This is a genomic window from Paenibacillus sp. Y5S-9, assembly GCF_036894235.1.
In the GTDB taxonomy this organism is placed as follows: Bacteria; Bacillota; Bacilli; order Paenibacillales; family Paenibacillaceae; genus Paenibacillus.
The window spans coordinates 1,806,346-1,825,788 of sequence record NZ_CP145887.1 but is presented as its reverse complement, the minus strand read 5'-3'; the positions used below and the strand labels follow the sequence as shown (position 1 = coordinate 1,825,788).

At 42.8% G+C, this 19,443-nt stretch carries 26 protein-coding genes; all 26 read right to left on the bottom strand.

Annotated elements, in window-relative coordinates; genetic code table 11:
* Positions 1–76: 76 nt before the first annotated feature.
* The 26 genes from V6669_RS08170 to V6669_RS08045 all read right to left on the bottom strand — a co-directional run bounded on the left by V6669_RS08170 (position 77) and on the right by V6669_RS08045 (position 19,088).
* A complete protein-coding gene (locus V6669_RS08170) occupies positions 77–1,639 on the bottom strand; it encodes a PH domain-containing protein (RefSeq protein ID WP_338592653.1) in 1,563 nt (520 codons plus the stop codon).
* Complete coding sequence (locus V6669_RS08165; RefSeq protein ID WP_047842183.1) at positions 1,636–2,133, bottom strand: PH domain-containing protein; 498 nt, start codon at positions 2,131–2,133, stop codon at positions 1,636–1,638. Before V6669_RS08165 ends, V6669_RS08170 begins: the two co-directional genes overlap by 4 nt.
* A gap of 132 nt (positions 2,134–2,265) precedes the next feature.
* Positions 2,266–2,826: a GNAT family N-acetyltransferase gene (locus V6669_RS08160; RefSeq protein WP_338592649.1), complete on the bottom strand. Its 561-nt coding sequence runs from the start codon at positions 2,824–2,826 to the stop codon at positions 2,266–2,268.
* A 27-nt stretch (positions 2,827–2,853) separates the two neighbouring features.
* Positions 2,854–3,276 (bottom strand): hypothetical protein, encoded by a 423-nt coding sequence (locus V6669_RS08155; RefSeq protein WP_338592647.1) that lies wholly within the window; start codon positions 3,274–3,276, stop codon positions 2,854–2,856.
* Between the two features lie 89 nt (positions 3,277–3,365).
* Positions 3,366–4,055 (bottom strand): zinc dependent phospholipase C family protein, encoded by a 690-nt coding sequence (locus tag V6669_RS08150; RefSeq protein WP_338592645.1) that lies wholly within the window; start codon positions 4,053–4,055, stop codon positions 3,366–3,368.
* Positions 4,056–4,188: 133 nt separating this feature from the next.
* On the bottom strand, positions 4,189–4,968 hold the full coding sequence (locus V6669_RS08145) for a hypothetical protein (protein ID WP_338592643.1): 780 nt from the start codon (positions 4,966–4,968) through the stop codon (positions 4,189–4,191).
* 148 nt (positions 4,969–5,116) lie between these two features.
* Positions 5,117–5,446 (bottom strand): HIT domain-containing protein, encoded by a 330-nt coding sequence (locus V6669_RS08140; RefSeq protein ID WP_338592641.1) that lies wholly within the window; start codon positions 5,444–5,446, stop codon positions 5,117–5,119.
* Between the two features lie 20 nt (positions 5,447–5,466).
* Positions 5,467–5,919: an NUDIX hydrolase gene (locus tag V6669_RS08135; protein ID WP_338592639.1), complete on the bottom strand. Its 453-nt coding sequence runs from the start codon at positions 5,917–5,919 to the stop codon at positions 5,467–5,469.
* A gap of 420 nt (positions 5,920–6,339) precedes the next feature.
* Positions 6,340–6,843, bottom strand: coding sequence for a DUF4188 domain-containing protein (locus V6669_RS08130; protein WP_338592637.1), 504 nt, complete (start codon positions 6,841–6,843; stop codon positions 6,340–6,342).
* A 12-nt stretch (positions 6,844–6,855) separates the two neighbouring features.
* Positions 6,856–7,338 carry a GNAT family N-acetyltransferase gene (locus V6669_RS08125; RefSeq protein ID WP_338592635.1) on the bottom strand — a complete coding sequence of 161 codons (483 nt, stop codon included), beginning with the start codon at positions 7,336–7,338 and terminating at the stop codon, positions 6,856–6,858.
* Between the two features lie 148 nt (positions 7,339–7,486).
* Entirely contained in the window at positions 7,487–8,155 is a 669-nt protein-coding gene (locus V6669_RS08120) for a hypothetical protein (RefSeq protein WP_338592633.1), read from the bottom strand.
* A gap of 36 nt (positions 8,156–8,191) precedes the next feature.
* Positions 8,192–8,497: a hypothetical protein gene (locus V6669_RS08115; protein WP_062833315.1), complete on the bottom strand. Its 306-nt coding sequence runs from the start codon at positions 8,495–8,497 to the stop codon at positions 8,192–8,194.
* Positions 8,498–8,598: 101 nt separating this feature from the next.
* A complete protein-coding gene (locus V6669_RS08110; protein WP_338592626.1) occupies positions 8,599–8,997 on the bottom strand; it encodes a hypothetical protein in 399 nt (132 codons plus the stop codon).
* A 113-nt stretch (positions 8,998–9,110) separates the two neighbouring features.
* Entirely contained in the window at positions 9,111–9,521 is a 411-nt protein-coding gene (locus V6669_RS08105; protein WP_338592624.1) for a hypothetical protein, read from the bottom strand.
* A 50-nt stretch (positions 9,522–9,571) separates the two neighbouring features.
* Positions 9,572–10,039 carry a hypothetical protein gene (locus V6669_RS08100; protein WP_338592622.1) on the bottom strand — a complete coding sequence of 156 codons (468 nt, stop codon included), beginning with the start codon at positions 10,037–10,039 and terminating at the stop codon, positions 9,572–9,574.
* 26 nt (positions 10,040–10,065) lie between these two features.
* On the bottom strand, positions 10,066–10,587 hold the full coding sequence (locus V6669_RS08095; protein WP_338592619.1) for a GNAT family N-acetyltransferase: 522 nt from the start codon (positions 10,585–10,587) through the stop codon (positions 10,066–10,068).
* A gap of 482 nt (positions 10,588–11,069) precedes the next feature.
* Positions 11,070–11,564: an isochorismatase family cysteine hydrolase gene (locus V6669_RS08090; protein ID WP_338592616.1), complete on the bottom strand. Its 495-nt coding sequence runs from the start codon at positions 11,562–11,564 to the stop codon at positions 11,070–11,072.
* Positions 11,565–11,632: 68 nt separating this feature from the next.
* Positions 11,633–12,343 carry an AAA family ATPase gene (locus tag V6669_RS08085; protein WP_338592613.1) on the bottom strand — a complete coding sequence of 237 codons (711 nt, stop codon included), beginning with the start codon at positions 12,341–12,343 and terminating at the stop codon, positions 11,633–11,635.
* Positions 12,344–12,364: 21 nt separating this feature from the next.
* On the bottom strand, positions 12,365–12,625 hold the full coding sequence (locus V6669_RS08080) for a DUF962 domain-containing protein (RefSeq protein ID WP_338592610.1): 261 nt from the start codon (positions 12,623–12,625) through the stop codon (positions 12,365–12,367).
* A gap of 126 nt (positions 12,626–12,751) precedes the next feature.
* Positions 12,752–13,765, bottom strand: a complete 1,014-nt coding sequence (locus V6669_RS08075) for a bifunctional glycosyltransferase family 2/GtrA family protein (RefSeq protein WP_338592607.1) — start codon at positions 13,763–13,765, stop codon at positions 12,752–12,754.
* Complete coding sequence (locus V6669_RS08070; protein ID WP_338592605.1) at positions 13,762–14,775, bottom strand: phosphodiester glycosidase family protein; 1,014 nt, start codon at positions 14,773–14,775, stop codon at positions 13,762–13,764. The genes V6669_RS08075 and V6669_RS08070 overlap by 4 nt, the downstream gene beginning before the upstream one ends.
* A gap of 396 nt (positions 14,776–15,171) precedes the next feature.
* Positions 15,172–16,128, bottom strand: a complete 957-nt coding sequence (locus V6669_RS08065) for a radical SAM protein (protein ID WP_338592603.1) — start codon at positions 16,126–16,128, stop codon at positions 15,172–15,174.
* Positions 16,129–16,389: 261 nt separating this feature from the next.
* The gene (locus V6669_RS08060; RefSeq protein ID WP_338592601.1) at positions 16,390–16,965 is read right to left on the bottom strand and encodes a GNAT family protein; all 576 of its coding nucleotides are present in this window, start codon (positions 16,963–16,965) and stop codon (positions 16,390–16,392) included.
* An 80-nt stretch (positions 16,966–17,045) separates the two neighbouring features.
* Positions 17,046–17,702 carry a pyridoxal 5'-phosphate synthase gene (locus tag V6669_RS08055; RefSeq protein WP_338592598.1) on the bottom strand — a complete coding sequence of 219 codons (657 nt, stop codon included), beginning with the start codon at positions 17,700–17,702 and terminating at the stop codon, positions 17,046–17,048.
* 144 nt (positions 17,703–17,846) lie between these two features.
* Positions 17,847–18,461, bottom strand: coding sequence for a histidine phosphatase family protein (locus V6669_RS08050; protein WP_338592595.1), 615 nt, complete (start codon positions 18,459–18,461; stop codon positions 17,847–17,849).
* Between the two features lie 120 nt (positions 18,462–18,581).
* On the bottom strand, positions 18,582–19,088 hold the full coding sequence (locus V6669_RS08045; protein ID WP_338592592.1) for a DUF2569 domain-containing protein: 507 nt from the start codon (positions 19,086–19,088) through the stop codon (positions 18,582–18,584).
* Between the last annotated feature and the right edge of the window lie 355 nt (positions 19,089–19,443).

The window sequence follows — 19,443 nt, the reverse complement described above, 5'->3', positions numbered from 1 at the left end:
CTTCCTCCTCTGTCTTCAATTAAAAAGAGCAAGTACAGAATAACCTTGTTTGGTCTTCCTGCACTTGCTCTTACAATTAACGGGTCTGAACATCTTGGGTACGTCCCATGTACCATAATTGAAATGATTTCGCCGTATCCAGGGAAATGTCATGTGCCCAATGATGCAGTACTGGTTTGGCGCGGTTTACGGTATGAATGGAAGCCACACCGAACCAACGTTGTAACACATTACGAGTGATCTGCACTTCGATGACTTTCTCACGTTTGGAGATGAAGAGTGTTGAAGTAAGTGCACCGGTTCGAAGTTGGATGAAATTCTGATGCAGAATGTATCGGGTATGGAAAAAGTCCATCACTCTGCATGTTGCAATCCACACAAGCAGAATCGCGGAAATCATCAACCAGGCATGTTTCTGCCCAAACACCACTGGTTTGAAATACCACAATAAACCCGTGATCATGATCCATCCCCAGCTTGGTTTGAGCAGGCGCAGCCATAGTGATATTCGTGGAAGTTTTTCCATCTCTTGCGTAACCCGATAGGATGGCAGGATCTCCTCAATCAGGGTATAGGCTTGCTTCACAGGCAAGAAGGGATAGAGCGAGTTCACCTCCTGCTCGGATTCTCCCAGACTACCTGCAGTGGTCAGTTCTACTTCCGCCAGTCCAAGCAGCCTTTTCATCGGTGACTGAGTGATTTTCACGGCCTGAACGCGCTCTTTCAGGATTGAAAATGACGTTTGCTCCATCATGCCCTTCGAGATATAGATCCGCTTGGCATCCGAGGTGATCTGGAAATTGCCATACTTTACGAAGGTTCTGACTATGCCCAGAGCAATAGATATGATCAACAAAACCAAAATCATCAAACTGGCAATCCACCAGGAATCAAGCCAGGTTAATAATATACTTTCCGTTACTTCTTCATCGGGGAAGAAATCCTTCACCCAGGAATAGAGCGTAGCCAGGACCGGAATCAGTACGAGAAAACTAAGCGAGGTAAAGGATGCTTTGAATATGTCCTTGCGGGTAGAATGATAATGAACAATCCGTTCCTGTTTTTCTTTTGCAGGTAGAGACATGGCTTCATCAGTTATAACAGGGGCGGATTGCGTCTCTCCCTCTTCCATATCCTGAACTGCATCCAACGTATCACGTTCCTCTGTTGCTCCTACTGTTTCTGCATCTTCTGCCAGATAACCCGCTACAATCTTCTCCAACTGCTCCGCTTCGGAAAATGAAACAACGTGTAACTGGAAGGTAGCATCTTCTCCCTTGATTCCGGTCTCGAATCGAATCGACGTCACGCGGAACAACCGATGAAACAGCGTCGTATGTCGGTTCACGTTCTGGACCTTGGTATACGGTATCGTTCTTCGAGTACGGTTGAACACACCACTGTAGATGTGAAAGGCCTTATCGTCTGCTGTATAACGAGAAGTGAACCACTTCCAGATGATCGACACGATGCCGATGGAAATCCCTGCATAAAAGGCGATTCTTCCATAGAAGAGCCATTGGGACTCTGAGCCCTGACGGAAGACAAACAAAAACAGGATGATGGCGAACGAATTCTTCACCAGTTTCCACAGACTCCACAGCATGGTTAATGGATGATGTCGCTTCATATCGATCATTCATCCACCTCATTAATCCGCGCATAGGACGCAATCTGATGACGAAGTGCAAGCGCAACTTCCTCTGGCAAGGCGGGGATTTCATGTGATGAACCCATCGTGCCAACCGATACGGAATAGAGTCCATATTTTCGCATCAAAGGTCCCTGATTTGTTGTAACCGATTGCACTTTCGCCATGGGGATGATCTGGTGTACCTTGGTTAGCGCCCCACGCTTCAATTGCAGGAACTCCTCATTCACATCATAGTACCAATGCTTGTATAACCATGACGGCTGGATGAAAATATCCCACACCGCATATAGTACAGATATGGCCGTGACGCCCCACAAAATCCAACCAATCCACGTCTTCCATCCATAGATGGAGTCGAGTATTAACAGTACGGCAAGAATTAGAAAGCCTATCACATTCCATATGATGGCGCTAATTCTCCACAAGTTTACCGCATGAGGGGACAGCCGTTGCTCGGGTGTATTCCACTGGATTGACATATGTTCACTCCTTTTTTCCTCGGGTACATAAAAACACACATGGTACACTGTACGAACAATCGTTCACGATCGATGCAAAAAGATAAAGAGATGACCCCTATACAATACAGGTCGTCATCTCTTTTGTACGTTTCATTTTACTATAAAATCCTGTACTTCACACAGCCAAACCATATGGTCAGTTCCTTCGCCCCAGTAGTTCTTTGCCACGACATAGGGTTCACCGAATTTGCGTTGCCACTTCTTCTGTGCGATCTGGTAACCGCTATCCAGGCAGAATTGCTGAATTCCCAGCCGTTGCAGTTCAGTAACCAGTGCAAGAATGAGCGCCGAACCAATCCCCTGACCTTGAGCATCGGGCAACACGTAAAGGCTACCCAGTTCTCCGATATCGTTCAGCCGGCCCTCTGTACATTCTCGAATCTCCTCACCACACGGTCCATACGAGATTGTGCCTACAATAACATCTCCCATTTTGGCGACAAGGAAAAATACACTTGCTTTGATGTTGTTTTTTGCTTGCAATGCCTTGTGAATCATCGCTTTTTTGTGTGTTATTTCATCCTGAATATCATCCAGAAGCGAGCCTATTCCCTCCTGATCAAATGCTGCGGGAATGGTTGTTTCGAACACCTGATACACTCCATCTACATCTGACCATGTCAAAGGTTCAATGGTAATTTTGTCATCCACAGGTTCTTCTCCGTTCCATATACCTTCTTAATCTGTACGTCGCTGAATCAGTCTTCTTAGTTGATTCGAATCCTCAAGAGGAATGCTATATCCAGTATGCGAGTCTTCCTGGTTTACCAACAGGCCTTGCATCTTGGGATCCATTCCTAATGAAAAATCATACCGTGTTATCGAGCTGTCCGCATTTGTTATGCTCATGACGTACTCTGTACCATAATCAAGAATGCCCGGCAAACGCACAGCCTTATGTATGGCCTCCATCATGATCCGAATCTCGTCAGATCGATCAAACTCAACATCTTGGCATGGTTCCATGGTGAGGTTTGGATTACAGGTTAAGGTGATCAGCATAGGAAGCCCCTCTTTCACGTTCGATTCATTCGGTTTGCTGCACCCTGCAATGAACGTGACAATGACAAATACGAGCAACACTCCTACATATTTCACCATACTGCGTGCCCCCCTGACTTCGTGTTAAATAGACAAGTAATGAACAGAGAAGTAATAGATACAGTTTCTAATGACTCAACTGCACTAAACTATCTGTAGTCATATCCAGTTACTAACTCCGGATCCCATGAAGACAACAAAGCGATCAGTCGCTCTACGGTCTCTTCCACAAATAACTGAACTCTCTCACCCGTAATGAACTCAGGAGTAATTCCCGGTTCTTCCCCATTAAGAAAAGAAAACGTGTGATCCCGCCAGCGAACAATCTCATCAGCGGTTAAACGATCCGTCATGTCATAACCCGGTGAGCTGTTGAGCACCCGCCATACCTCTTCGCTCCAACTTGAACCTTGATAGAGATTGAAATCGATCTGGTCCGTCTCCTGATAATATAAACGTGAAAGTTCTTCCTTGGACCTACTAATGCCTGTATGTTGATCTTCCTTGTTGACCCGCTCGACGAATTCAGGATGCACACTCCGGAACCAGTAATAGTCTGTCAGCACATGCATAAAGTATCCTCGCACAAACCACTTCCATCCTTCATCGGTAAGTTGTTGCATATAGAATGAATAGAGTTCCTTCAGTTCACCAACGTAATCTCCATCATCTTTCGGGTTAAAATGGGTGTATTCCTTATCCTCTCTGGTTGTACCTTCACGCATATGTATGGAATCCGGGGCGATATTCCCCAGATAGAATGAACCTCGATCAGTCTGCATTTGCAGCGAGTCTGCAATTCGATTAGCGATATTGAGATGAACCATAGGTAACGGCATAGAGTTAATCTCCTTCTATCGGGAAGTATTCTACTATACTTAGAAAAAATGATATAACCTACTGCTGCAACGTACAGATCGCTTAAATAGTGAGACTCCGTTATGCTAGTCCTTTTTCATCGTAATTGCGTAATTAACCCTGTGTTCTCTCCAATTGCATTCGGTCAAACAGCTGCTCCAGATCCGTATGGTACTCCGGGTGCTCCTTCACAAGCAGACTAATGTATTCCGACCCACATTCATAGAATACTAGACGATTAAACGGAGCAGTATCTCCAAAATGATTGCTTTCCTGCCCAAATTTTGCCCGAATCAGATTCTCAATATAACGCGCGTAACCCTCGTTCCATTCCAACCAGCTCCAGTACTCGGCTTGTTCTTCATTTAATGAAGTGAACAACGCTTTTCTAGCTGTGTGTACTTGTGTCAGGTCTTTACTCTTCAAAGCAGACAACAATGAGTTAATCCGCTCCACAACGATTTCATCTTCGTACGGAAATTCATAATCCAGTTCCCATGTCACGCGCTTCAGTTCGTCCATTTTATGCTTAATCTTGAGACGGTTGACGATCCGTTCATCATATTTCTCATATACATAACAATGAACATATTCGTGGAACAGATAAACTTTCTGCTCCAGATCTTTGAACGCTGTATCCGTTACAATCGCACACATTCGTCCGTTCATATGATGCACCGGCATCGCAGCAAGGCATTCATCTGGAATATATAAATCGTCCGGAACTGTCTTCACCCACTCATATTGCTGCGTTTTGGACGAATAATCATAGATATATAATAAAGCTTCATAGGCTACAACCACTGGATAATGTTCTGCAAACAAAGGATGTAGGCTGACCAAGTCTTTCTGAAGCTCGTTTAACTCGTTAATTTGCTCTAAAAAAGCATCCATGTCATTAACCCTCTCTTTACTGGATTGATGCGTTAATCATACTAGATTAGGAAAGATAAAACACTGAGAGAAAAATGATAATTCTGTTCGAGTGTGTAGATGGTGAATGTTAGAAAGGTGGAAGATTTATAATCCGGTATACAGTTTCCTAAGTTCGTTCACCACTGACTATATGCCAATGCTGATGCTTCGAGTCTTGATAACTGCCCAAGTTAGTTACAATCTTCGATGAGCCTGTCTGAGCTAACAAGTCAGCAGCTACTTTTTTAATGACCTGCATCATTTCTAAGAGCAGCTCATCATTATTCTCTTCCTCTTCTGAAATGAAGGATTGAATATGAATCTTCGGAATAACCACGATATGGTGTTCGTAGTATGGTCGAGTGTGATGATAAGCCATAACGTTATTTGTTTCCATGACAACTTTGACTTGCGTTTTACCACTCAGCACCTCATCACAATAGAAGTCCTGTGTCATAATACTCCTCCTTCTTACTATTAAGTTCTAATATATCCTGCCTTCTTCAACACATATTCCGTAAACGGATTGATCTCAGGGATCGGCTGATTCAGATCGAAATATCGGAGTTCCAGCCCTTCATCATCCATAATGGTTGGGCTGCCCTGGATACCTGCAGCTTCATAAACAGCCATGACGTTGTATACTTCATCACCGTGTGGATACTGATAGTACATGTCCTCACCTGAAAAAATGCTAATGAGTTTGAATGATCCCGCTCTCAGTCCGGCCTCTTCATACAATTCCCGCGCAGCTGTTTCCTCCAAAGACTCCCCGGGTTCCATGGATCCCCCAAGTGTCCCCCAATCCAAGCTATCTGTACGTTTTTGCAGCAGCAGGTGACCTTCCTCATTGAACACGAGTACACATGAGCCCGCCATAATTAAAGGACGCGGGCCTACCAATTTTCTTAGCTCCATGATATATCCCATCCATGCTTCTCCTCCATCTTCAATGTGCATACGTTAAAACGTATCCTTATGATTTGGTCAAGATTCCCTGATCCACGGATTTCTGAATAAGCTGCTGCGCATACTCCCACAATGTTTCGGAACCGATGAAAAAAGTGCATCCCTTTTTTAATTCCATTCCAACTCTTGATCTCAATGATATTATATGCCGAAAACCAATAAAATTCTGCCAGACTCTTCGTATGATTATGATAGGAATAGAACAGAAATAAAGCTTGTTGCCCTTCGTGTAACTTTCGGTATATCTCTGTTTTGGCTGCCATATCTCTGCCCCGTACAGAAACAAGCATCGGTTTAATACACAACCAGCTAAGCTGCTTTGAATGTACATCTTCTGGTCGAAGTTTAGCCTTCATAACATGCTCCTCTCTATTCACCACTTTAAGGATTCTCTGGTGCTTTCACTGCCGGGTCATTCTCTCCGCCCATTCTGCGTCTGGATGTCTCCATCTTCCCTGTCGAAGGCACATGTTCAGACGCTTTAGCTAATCCGAATTTGGGCATGTTGGCGTATATGCTCTCAAAGGAACCCGACTGAGCCTTGTATGTCTCATGATAGATCCCTACTGTTCCGTCAGTACCAATGGATCGGTTGAATCTTTTCCAAGCTTCCAAGTGTAATCCGCCCCGTGCGTATTTCTCCAATTCATCGTAAGAGCGCCAGTATTGGAGTAGCGTCACCCCACGCCAGCTTATAAAATACTCTGTACTCAGAAATCCGGTCTCCGGATTCATATAGAGTTCTTTAATCATCGGGCCCATGGACTTAAAGACAGGTAGCCATTTATGTATAGCCCATAGACGATTGATCCTCATTCCAATGATAAAAACAACAAATTCTCCCTCAATCTGTGCTGAGTACCTTCCCTTATATATATTCGGCACGTCTCTCCTCCTTTATGTGATTCTATTATGCAAGATTAGTTGCTGACCATGGATGCCCATCTTTCGAACACCCCTGTCGAGAAAACCCAATTTCAGATATAACTGCTGTGCCGCAATATTTCTTTCATTTACAGCCAAAATAATCTCATCAATATCCCGATAGCGATGGAGAACGAATTCAGGCAATGCCTTCATTGCTGCCTTCGCATACCCGTTTCCTTGGTGTTCCATCGAAATGGATAGAGCGCGTATCAGTATGGTATGAGATGCATCTTTATCTTCAACGTATTCAGAATTTTTATGTAGTATAAAGAATCCAACAGCTTTCTCTTCATGAAGGATAACCATCGGGTCTTTGTCCGGATTTTGTATAGCTTCATCAATCACATCCGCAGGCATTGCAGTAAACTGAAGCTGATCTCCTCTTAGAGCAAAATCATCCAAATCTTGGTCATATTGCTCGTGATAAAGAGCCAACCGAATTGAGTTTTCCATTTCCAGACCCTCTCCTTTCATTACAATCATTTTCTACTGAGTCAGTTGGTAAAGCCACACCCCGATATCCCTACCAAAGGTATATACCAAATTTAACACAACGATAGATAATCAAAATGCTGCACTCTTGGGATACTTCTTCATTAGTTCAGAAAGTTCTATTATTGTTTTTTGCATGATAGGATCTCCCTTCACGTAAATCTGTATACACATTCCATTTCGTAAACAATTGTTTTAGCGCCAATCCTGTTGTACGTATAAATTCTTCCATAGCTTCCATGGATAAAATATTTAAGTCACCCAAAGGTTCGTTGTCTGGGTTAGCTAAAAACGCCAGTTTCTCTCCTCTATACTGATACACCTCAGATTCCAGCAATCCGCCTAAATTAAATGCTCTCCCTACTTTCAGCTCACTTAACCAATCGTTGGCCTTGTTCCAATTCCGTAAAATCATAAACTCCAGCTTCGTGACATCCTTCGTATACACGCTTCTTCCATTGGGGTTGGCTTCATACGCAGGGTAAATATCGAATGTCCACACGCGGTCCGTATAGATGTGGGCGATGTAACCGCACAGATATTGCATGAATTTGGGATCACTATAAGCCAACTTCTTGTTGGACTCAAAAAAGGCTTCAAGTTCTCCGTCTGTTGCGAATCTTCCTGCCTCTGGCATGAGGTGAGTTTTTGCTTTTTCAGTACGGGTGTTAGTTCTTACATGGATAGAATCAGGAGCGAGACTTCCCAATAACAATTCAGGGGATGGCTCGGATATCAATTCGGATGCAATTGCAAAATGAACCATTGGCCAAGGCAATAAAAAAACTCCCTTCTTTATTAAAATGGATTTACATTAACAGTCTGAATTTTGAATCAACTGATTAAATAGGTCTTTATAATGTATCGACTCAGGAAATTCTTTATTGATAAACTGTATTCTACTCCAAAAGTCATCTTCACAATTTGAAATTGTGTCTTCGGCCAGAGACAATGCAAGATTGTGAAAAGCGTTTGTCATATGAAATATGAGTAGACTACTTCTTTTAGTATCCTCGACATCTACAACTGAGGGATATGCTAACTTGGATGCAATCACACGTATATCTAAAAACGCTTGGTATATTAATGTTTGGTATGCTTTAATTTTGTTTTGTTCCATTCCTACACCTCTTAGTGATAATATCAATCTCATATAGACTTTTGAAAACAACAAGTATAGCAATTCTTTTTTTGTTTATCCCCAAATAAAAGAATTAAATTTCATATTCCAAAATGCACAATGCATTTTCCATTTACCTCAGCATACTTTGCCATGTTCGCAAGCTTATGTAATTCGTTGATTAATTCGACTTTGTTGTACACGAGTTTCTCATAGTAGCCCTTCTGATCTTCACCATCAATACTGTAATTCCCTGTAAGAACAATCGGATCAGTCGCATGACTAAATAGATCAATCCAGACTCGAATCAGTTGTTGAAACTTCAACAATGCATTCTGCTCTTCAATAACGGTTATTCCATAGTTGTTCAGTCCACTACATCTCGTACAGGTGTACGGATTCCATGTATCCAACCATTGAAGGGAATCATAGATGTATGCAATAAATTCGTCTTCCAGGGTCGCATTATTCTCTGGCGTTAACCCACTTTTATGTATCAAGTCCTGAGAGTCCCATCATAACCCATGTATTGGAAAATGGAAATTGAAAAAGATCCTATCTATCTCCCAACTCAGGAGAAGCACATAGGACCTTGAGAAAAAATTCATTACATTTAGAAAATCCTTCTTTTACTCAGAAACTCTGTTCCTTCTTCACGATACATCGCTATAAATTCATTGGTCACATGATCATGTCTCAATATGCCCATATAGTCTGTACCTGGTTTCTTCGGTCTATAGTCGGAATCAATCGTGTAAATATTGAAGTGCACCTCATCTTCGTCATCTGACACATCTGTATTATCAAAAAGTGAAATCACTTCAGCTTTGCCGAGAAACCTAAAGGGAGATTCCTGACGCTCTATAATATAAAAAGGATATGTGATGTTCTCTACCTGAACGAATTCCTGGTATTCCTTAAGTTCATCAGGTATGAGATCCATATACAGTCTAGCTACATCTTCTCCCTGAAACACACCTGAAATCCACTTCAAGTCCCCCTTGGTTGCTACGATAATAAACAAGCTAATCACCTTCTAATTTAAATATTCAAAATATTCCTATGATATACGTCTTACTGTTTATCTAAATATTGTGTATATACCTTTAATACGTATTCATTATCTACATCATTTTCATTAGTATCTTGGGTTATCTCACCATAAACATTCGACTTCAAAAAAAGATCTATAATTTCATCAGGCTCACTCACATTCTGAGTTTTGGATCTGAAAGGTAGCTTCTTATTGCTATCCGAGATTAGATTAAATCTTAATTGACTCGCCATAGAATCAAACCATAGATAAAATATCATTCCTCTCTGCATATTCGAATGATTGACCTGATTCTGGCGGTTGGCTATGACGTCCATAATAAAACCACGAAAATCACTCAAGCTCACCTCATTAGACGTTTCTTCTGAAATTGAAATACACCACATATTACTTTGTATTTCTTTCTGAAGTTCTGAATCTGAAGTACCTATATAGATCACATCATGAATAATTTCTTCGAGGTCCTTAAAATATTGCTCTTTAGACATTTTACCTACTTGCTCCCTTCATACATCTATACCTTCATTCCACGCAAAAAAGTCTGGGACAAAATCCGGTGGGTGCCAGCGATGTTGTCAATCTCAATGTTATATTCAGACTCAATATATTTAATCTGATGTTGCTCATAATACTTTTTCCAGAATGAAACTGCTGCCGCATTGTTAGCAAGCTGTTCTACTTGGAATGTGCCCTCAAATTGAGCAAAAACCAATTCAATCGCTTGCGCTGCTAGCCCCTGTCCCCGATATTTTTTCACCAAGAACAGCTCTTGCACGGTATAATCCACGTCTTCCGGCACATATGGAGGTGAGCACACCAGTACGAATCCAATAACCTTCCCTTCATACTGAATCAAAAACGGATGTAATTCATCACGTTCCAGATATAGATAGGTGTTCGTTGGGTCATATTTCCCCTGTTCAAGTAGATCCTCGCCAGAAAATTCAGACAGATCATATAAGTACAAGTTGTACAGGTTGAGAAACAATTCCTTTTGCTCTGCCAAAATACTCGTAATTTGTACATTCATCTTCATTGCACATCTCCCTTAGTTAATGAGTTGGTTAGTGATCCATACATGACTTTACCGATCTCCACAGCGAGCTTGCTGTGCCCTGTTCTCAATATATCGTTTCAACTACAGCAGATATAGGCAAAGTTTGGTTTAAACCATAGAGTAACCTTAACTGTCGTAGTGGAAGTGGGCATTTGTGCAAAAAAAAGACTCCCTACAGAGTCCGATTATTGGTCTTATCTTTATTTTTCACCAAGTATCCATTAGCACTTAGCTAATAATTATTGAATTGTATAGGTTCAACTAAACTTTTTACACAAAAACGGAGAGGACAGAAATAACCTGAAGAAGCGGGAAGTTCGCCTGAAAGCTTTCTGAAAGAAAGCTGCATCGGAAGCATACGCTATCACCGGATTTCCCCTTTAAAAAGGGAATCAAAAAAATCTGGGGATAACAGCGATCGGAAGGTTGTTCTGTCATTGGAGTGCTCAGTGTAAACCTCTTTAGTTGAACTTATATAGATAATCAACCACAGGATATGAGATCACATTGCGATCTCTGTACGTTGAAGTCACCGCTTCGTGATGTGTGCTAAGAATTCCGTTTTGCAACATCACCGGACGGAATCCTCGCTCCATTGCTCCGTTGTACGTAAATAGAACACATTCCTCCGCAGCAAACCCGGCGATGATCACTAATTCAATTCCATGACTCTTCAACACCTGCTCCAGATCAGTCTGCCAGAAGGCATTGGAAGCTTCTTTGGTAACGGTGATATCCTTCTCATTCACATCTACCTCGGGAATAATACGATATTCTTCCGGTTTGGCCTCCTCCATTCCCTCCACATCCTGAACGTGAACGACCACATGTTCATTCAATCGCAGCACGTTAGCCACATGGTTAATGTACTCACAGGCATGGTCTATCGAAGTCTGGTCCATCTTTTTCCGCACAATACTCTCTTGCATATCAACAATTAGCAAACCTACTTTCATCCTATCTCTCCTCAATAATAAATTTTACGTCTCATGGCTTAGTAACTTCCTTTGTTTAAACTGAGAACTTAATCCTTAAATAATTCATTCAGCATCCGGTCGCGGTTCTCCAGAAAACTGCGGGTAATCTGATAATGATCGGTATCCTCATAGGCTACCTCTTGAATATGGCTATCGTCAAAACTTAAAATCTCTGCCCCCGGATATCCCAGCAAAATGGGTGAGTGCGTCGCAATGATGAATTGCGAAGTGCCTGACAGATCGTGGAGAATACGCAACAAGGAGAGCTGTCTTGCTGGAGATAAAGCGGCTTCGGGCTCGTCTAGCAGATAGATACCTTTGGAACTAAAGCGGTTGACGAATAGGTTGAGAAAAGATTCTCCATGCGATTGTTCATGTAATGAACGCCCGCCATAATATTGAAGCGACTCCGGCATCTCATCCACATGTGATGCAAATTGATAGAACGATTCAGAGCGCATAAAGAAACCATTCGTTATTTTGGGCAACCATGCCAGCCTGAGATAATTCCCGAGCGAAGATTCCGAAGCATGTGTCTCATAGGTATTATTCCTGCCGCCCCCTGCGGTATTGAATCCACATTGATGAGCGATGCCTTCCAGCAGCGTAGATTTCCCTGAGCCATTTTCACCTACAAAAAAAGTAATATTATTCGTGAGCTCCAATCGTTCCAAGGACCGTATCGCGGGGATGTCAAAAGGATATTGGTCCCGATTCTCAATCTTGGCCGACATGAGTTCCACACTTCGAAGATACATAATCATCCTCCCACATTTATTTTATATAAGTTTAACTAAAGAATATTTACAATTATGAGGATAACGAAAAGCTGCGGGTTTATTGCCTTCATAATAGAAGTGCCCAATCCAGGATAAAGCGTAATGGATGACAACGAGTAGCAACGTGACTTTGATATCAATAAACCAAAAAATCCATGCCACAAACGCCGACAAAAACGCAAAATAATGCAAAATGAGGTTGTTCCGATCCTGATGTTCCTGAAGGTAATAACGCAAGTCCTTGCGCAGACGATTCAACATCAACCCACATCCATTTCACCTATAATAAGGCTCCTTATTTCCCAATCCATCGTAACCTATTTCGGGGTACATATGAAACCGTTTCAACCAAAAAAGAGCAAGCCATAGGCTTACTCTTTCTTCAGGTTAATAGACAAATCTGCGCTGCGCCCAATAGCTGAATACAAAGATCGATACCTCGGTCAATAATTTGGCTGCGAGCAGTGGAATAATCAGTTTTTCATTATAAAAGTACAATAAACCATAGTTTAATAACAGCACCAGCAAGACAAGTGAGAAATATTTGGGCAAAGACTGCCGAACCTTCGAGGTTCGTCCAGCGGAAAATACATACTTCCGATTAATCGCATAGTTGAAGATGGAGCTGCATAGTCTTGCTGCGACAACCGACAGAAACAGATTGTGTGTGAAATACTGAATAACAAATAATAGTCCAAAATCAATCAGAGCGGACAGCACCGAAGATGTGCTGAACATCAGGATTGGCATATAGATCCGGAATGAATCAACCAGCGGGCGGAAATGGGAAGACTCATTGTGATCCAGATACACCGTATCAATAAACTCCTCCGTAATCTCATACCCTTCCTTGTGTGCCGTTAACAGCATGTTCATCTCGTATTCAAACCGATCCCCGGGAATCTGGTTCAGCCAGTCCAGCATGGAGTAAGGAAAACCGCGTAGACCCGTCTGCGTGTCATATACTTTGGTACCTGTTGTGAGGGAAAAGACCGCCCGTGTGACGGTGTTGCCAAAACGGCTACGTGCTGGAATTTTACCACTGAAGCGACGGCTGCCGAGTACAATTCCTGGTGTCGTTTGTGCAAGCAATACTTCGAAGATACGCTTAATATCATGTGGCAGATGCTGTCCGTCACTATCTGCGCACACGACACCACCCTGAGGTCCGTATTCCTTAATGTACTGGAAGCCTGTCTTCAACGCCCTGCCCTTACCCAGATTGACGGGATGTGTCAGGACCGTACAGCCATAGGCTTCTGCTGTTTCAAAAATGCCACGGTAACCGGGTCCACTACCATCATCCACAATCACAATAGGTCCAAGCTTAAATGTCTGTAACTGCAGAACAAGATTTAGTAAACGCACATCGGGTTCATATGATGGAATTAATATCGTCATGATCCTTGTCCCTCCGTCAGATATAAAATGTCACTTACGCCACGTTCCTGGTTGCGTCCCAGCGGGTTATTAACGACTCTGCCCATAAAATACATCGTGGATGAACCGCCGCCGTCCAGATTGTAGGCTTCGGTTGCTCCAAGGCCTTTCATGACATCAGCCAGTTCTGCCAAGGTCATGCCACGGCTGTCGTCCTGCCGTCCGTCCACCACCACGAAGACATAATGATTCGGAGCAATCATGCCGATCGCAGTTCTTGGATTCGCATCCTGGATGGAGCGGTTGCCAAAGTTGTTATCGATTTTCACACTGCTAAAATCACTGACAATCTCGCTATCTTGAATCAGAATCGGTCCAAAGGATAACGTATTGGTTGCCCCTTCGGCCAGCAGTTCCGAGGAAGAAATCTCGTTCTCGTTGTAGGTTTTCATCGTTCCGTCATTGAACAGAGCAAGTGCATCCCGCGTGGGGCTGTCCCGATACAATGTTCCATTGCGGATAATGACACCATCATCACGGAATCCGTAATAATCACCGTTAATGGCAAAGATCGCATTGTTGGCAGCGGCAATCTCTGACGTATTCTCGGTAATGTTTGTTCCAAAGCTGTTGTCCGCCAGCGCGGTTCGCAGGCTGCTTGCATCTGTTAGCTGAACGTCAGCAACATAATACGTAATCTGATCCGAGCCAGAACCAGTCTGTACCTTTTCAATATTGACTTTCATATCATCACTCGAATAATTCCAATCATCTGACGTTGCATTGACTTCCGTCGTAGTGGTCGAAGTATTGCTGTAATCATTGGCGTTGCCAGATGCTGCAGTTGCCGTGTTCCCATCCGCTACAACCACCTGCACATGCCGGATCAGGTAACGGTCAGCCAAGCTGTACAGGATTCCACCTACCGCAAGCACGATGACCAGTGTGATGATGAGCCATCTGCGCTTTCTTGGGGAGATTGGTCTTTTATTTGGGTCTTTCCGGGTTGGTTTCTCATAGATCTTCATCATGTAAAGCTCACCTCTTCATCTAAGTCTTAAGGTCATATTAGGCCGGGTAGCTTAAATGAATCTGAAACCATGGACAGAACAACCTTCCAATCGCTGTTACCCCCAGATTTTTTTGATTCCCTTTTCTAAAGGGGAAAATCCGGGGATAGCGTATGCTTCCGATGCAGCTTTCTTTCAGAAAGCTTTCAGGCGAACGCTTCGCTTTTTCAGGTTTTTTCTGTCCTCTCCGTTTTTATGTAAACGAATAGCTCAATCAAAAAAGGTGATCCGTTTTCCTATTAAGGAAATCAGATCACCTTGATTTTTTAATCTATAGAACCCTAAATGTCACTGTTATCGTGTACATATTTCGTTCAACATTCATATCACATATCTTCAACTGGTCTTCCTATTCTGTTATGCATCTGCAAAAAGAGCATCGTATGCGGGACAAGGGCGCTTTTCCAAAAATTCCGTTAACGCCGGTGGCTGCTGAGCATAGATATCCTTCAACGACGTTCCGTTATAAATGTTGCCAATCACGACAGGATGGCATAACTCACAGATGAGAATATCCCCGTTGCCGTGCAAGTGCAGCTGTTTCGTGCCATCCACACAATTCGAGAAATACACACCAGGTTGTTCACGAAAATTCAACTGTTCAGCAAACCGATCCATACAGGTAAAATAGAGCGTTGTATCTGGCTTTTTATGTTTAATTAATTCCGTCACAGATCGAACAAGGGACTCTTTGGATACAATCTGGCTCCAATCGGTATGTGGCATCTTAATGCTATTCTGGATCTCATGGATGCGCACACCCAGGTCATAGACCTTATCGCTAATGGCCTGCATGTTCGCTTGGTTACCTTCAAACAGTAACGTTTCCAATACCGTCTCCAGACCAGCTTCCATACACAAACGGATATTCTGCTCCAGTCTCTCATACATACGAGGATGCACACGGTAGTACGCAGCATAGGCCTCCGCATCCGTATAATTGAAAGAAATATGAATGTTGGACAAGCCTGCATCACGCAACGCAAGAATCCGTTCTTCGGTGAGCAGACTAGCATTACTATTCAATTGTGTATCGATGCCATGTGCTGCACAGTACGTCACGATCTCCAAGCAATCCTGGTATTTCAGAGTAACTTCTCCCCCTGACAATCGCACTCGCTTGAGACGAGGAAGCTCACTAATAATACGGATGACTTCCTGACTATTGATGCACGCTCCATCATCCCGATTGTAGGCGCAGCAATAGTCACATTTATAATTGCAGTTCGATGTCACTCCCACCTCAAGTCCTTCCAGCTCATATACGCCGGGTGCCTCCAGTTCAAGTGATTTATATCTGTTTTTGGTCGTCAATTCGTTGTACCTCCTGGTTCCTTCATTCAATCCACGTTTGGATAACTTGAAGATTATAGCGGAAGGCACCCAGTTCACGATATGACATTATGTACGTTGCTTGCTGAAAAAAAAAAACAAAACCCATCTCCTCAATGATCGGGAATGGGCCAGAGTTTGGCATATGATTATTGAATTAGACAATTGATAAATTAAGGATTATAGGAAAATCCATGGCTCGCCAGCATGATAAATGACACACGACTTTTCAATAACACGTTCTTATTCAACACGAGTATAGAAGTCTTCTTTTACGATAGCATACATCTTCAGATCCTGAAGCTCATTTTTCACCTTCATGTATTTCCTCAGCACACCTTCGAATTGCATGCCTGCCTTCTCCATGACCTTGGCGGAACCTGTGTTCTTTACCAAACATCTGGCCTGGATTCGCTCGAGCCCCACTTCGTCAAATCCAAATTGGATGATTCGTTTCACTACCTCGGTCATGTAGCCTTGATTCCAAAATTGATCAGATAATACATATCCCAGCTCAACTCTCCTGTTATCGTTGTCACACCCTAGATAGTTACAACTACCGATCAGCCTCTTGGTGTGTTTATCTTCAATCCCCCATGGGCCTATTAGATCCGTCTCATAGCGACTCATGACAAAATCCAAAAAAGCTTTGGTGTCTTCTTTGCTCTGATGCGCGTCCCAAGTGGTGAACTCCGATACAGCAGGTACAACGCAATAACTATACATGTCATCCAGATCATCAGAGGTAAGAGGTCGGAGTAACGTCCGTTCGGTTTCCAACACGGGAAATGGTTCGAAGAAACTTTCAATTCTTTTCATAGACTTACCCTCCTGAGATTAGTAGGACAAAGAAGCACTCAGCAATTCGGTCCATATTGCCTAACTCATCTGTTGTACAATCAAGGCCATAATCTGAGTATTTTCCACTGCCTATCTTGCATCGAATATCGGACTCGTACATGCTTGCGCTCCGAATCTCCCTGCCAAAATTCCACCTCTTGTGCATTCACGGCATATAAACGCCAATTAGGTGTAACGACACCGGGATCATGACTTATCTTTACTTTCTGAGCTTCGATGGAACGATCCAGTACTTCCTCGCTATCCAAAACCTCACTCTGATGTCCTGTCATGGCAACTGCTCTCGCTCCAGCTGAACGTTTGCGGAAATCATTAGCGCCCGCTTCATCTCCACAATCTTCGGCAATTCCCCTTATCCGAATCTGTCTTCCAAGGGAAGGCCAGTAGAAGGTGAGAGCCACATGAGGGTTCTCCTTCAACTGCTGCCCTTTTCGGCTCTCCGAACTGGAGGCAAAATAAAACGTTTCGTCAATTACGTTTTTCAAAATCAACACCCGCGCATCAGGGTAACCGTCGTGATCCACAGTCGAGATCGTCATGGCATGAGGTTCTTTCACTTCGTTCTCAACCGCCAATCTTAACCAATCCAAGAATAGCTTCCCTGGCCGCTCCGGCAACTGCCCCATATCCCACGTTGGAAATGGTCCAGATAAAGACTTCAAATGTTGTAACAGTTCAATGGGTTGATCAGTCATGTCATCGCCTCCGTCTTCTATTTAACTATCCGTTTATTTTTATCCTTTACTCTCCGCTTCCCATGTAAGCAGATCATTGTCTTCTTCAAAATAAATACCCAAGAGCATCCGTGGTTCACCCATTTCGTTAGACATATCAAACAACTAATCTAGATGACTCAACACATTTGCGTTGCTAAGTTTCCAACCATGCCTTCCCTTTTCAACGGTATGTACACTGGTGTTGTCCATGGGATAAAAACTGGACTTATTGCTCCACTCTCTATTTTCAAGCAGATAATACAGAATATTAATCACTCCGCCGTGAGTAATTAACAGAACATTGGACTTGACTGTTTGTTCCTCTATATCTCTAAGAAGACTCTCGAAAGATATGCTTATCCGGTTATAAAAATCCCTTGGACTTTCTCCTCTTGGAAAAGGTAAATCCATCTCAAGGGTGTTGAAATAAACTCCCGGGTAATGTTCTTCAGCATCCTTATGGAGCATGCCTGCCATATCTCCGTTATTCATCTCCCGCCAATCTTTCATTAAGCTAGCCTGCATATGTAATTTCTTCTCAATTTCCCGTGTTGTCTGCACTGCACGAGGAAGATCACTGCTAATAATCGTATGTATGTTGTACTCCTCAGCATGATGATGCAAATGCTCTCCCAGTCTCCTGGATTGATCGATCCCCTGTTCCGTAAGTCCACGCTCACTCCATCCGCCTCGATACCCTTCCTCGTCCATCCCATGCCTTACCAGATAAATTTTCAAGATCTCTCCTCCGTTTCACATTGAACAGGTTAACTTACATCTATAACGACTTTCGTATGTATCAAATAAACCCGACCTCAGATAGCTTCTATCCAAGATCGGGCATTTCCTGCTTACCATTTATCTTACAAATGTGTTATGAACTCGCTCGGATTTGATAAAATAAGGAATCCATATGGCACAAGTAAGTACCGACTTGCCAATATCTCTTAACGAGCTTCCATCCTCAAGTTCTCTGGCCATCGGAATCTGAAGCAACAATAAATAATCAATGATACTAACGGCTAGACTGACACTATAAAACATGATCATAAGACGAGGAAAGATCGATTTTTTACTATAAAAAGCAATGATCGTATAAATGCCAAACACTAAAAAGAGCGTGTTATATACTGTTTCAAAAATAACGACCGGTCCCCATAGCGGGTGATAATATTCAGATTGCTCCGAAGTTAGCATCTCCCAAGTCTCTGTTGTAAGCATGGGCAGACAATACAGAACCAATTGGATCGCAAGGAAAATCACCGTAAGAAATAATCCAATCTGGGTAAGAATCAGCCAACCACCTAAGCCCGATACGCCTAGTGGACGGTAGTCTGTCTTTTGCTCTTGAATATGTGGTTCCACCTAGTAACACTTCCTTAATCAGTTTTGTTTTTCTGAGATGAGTCTTCCTTCTAATATTGCAAATTGAATCTACGGGTAATTCTTTTCCCCTACTTTACGTGTGTTGTATGTATTCTCACACTCTCCTTATAAGTACCTCTCCATCCTTCTTTTATATAGAATTTTACACAACTTCCTTATTGTACTACGAGTGTCAAGTACGAAACAGCCATTTCAAAAGATCGTACTCCTACGTTGCAAAAGCCATAGAAGACCTTCGCTATACTTCCGCCATGTTCAGTTTAGTACGTGTACGTCATAATCCTCTTATACAGGTGCAGATGTTGACTCTGCATTCGACCTACGAAGGAGGATA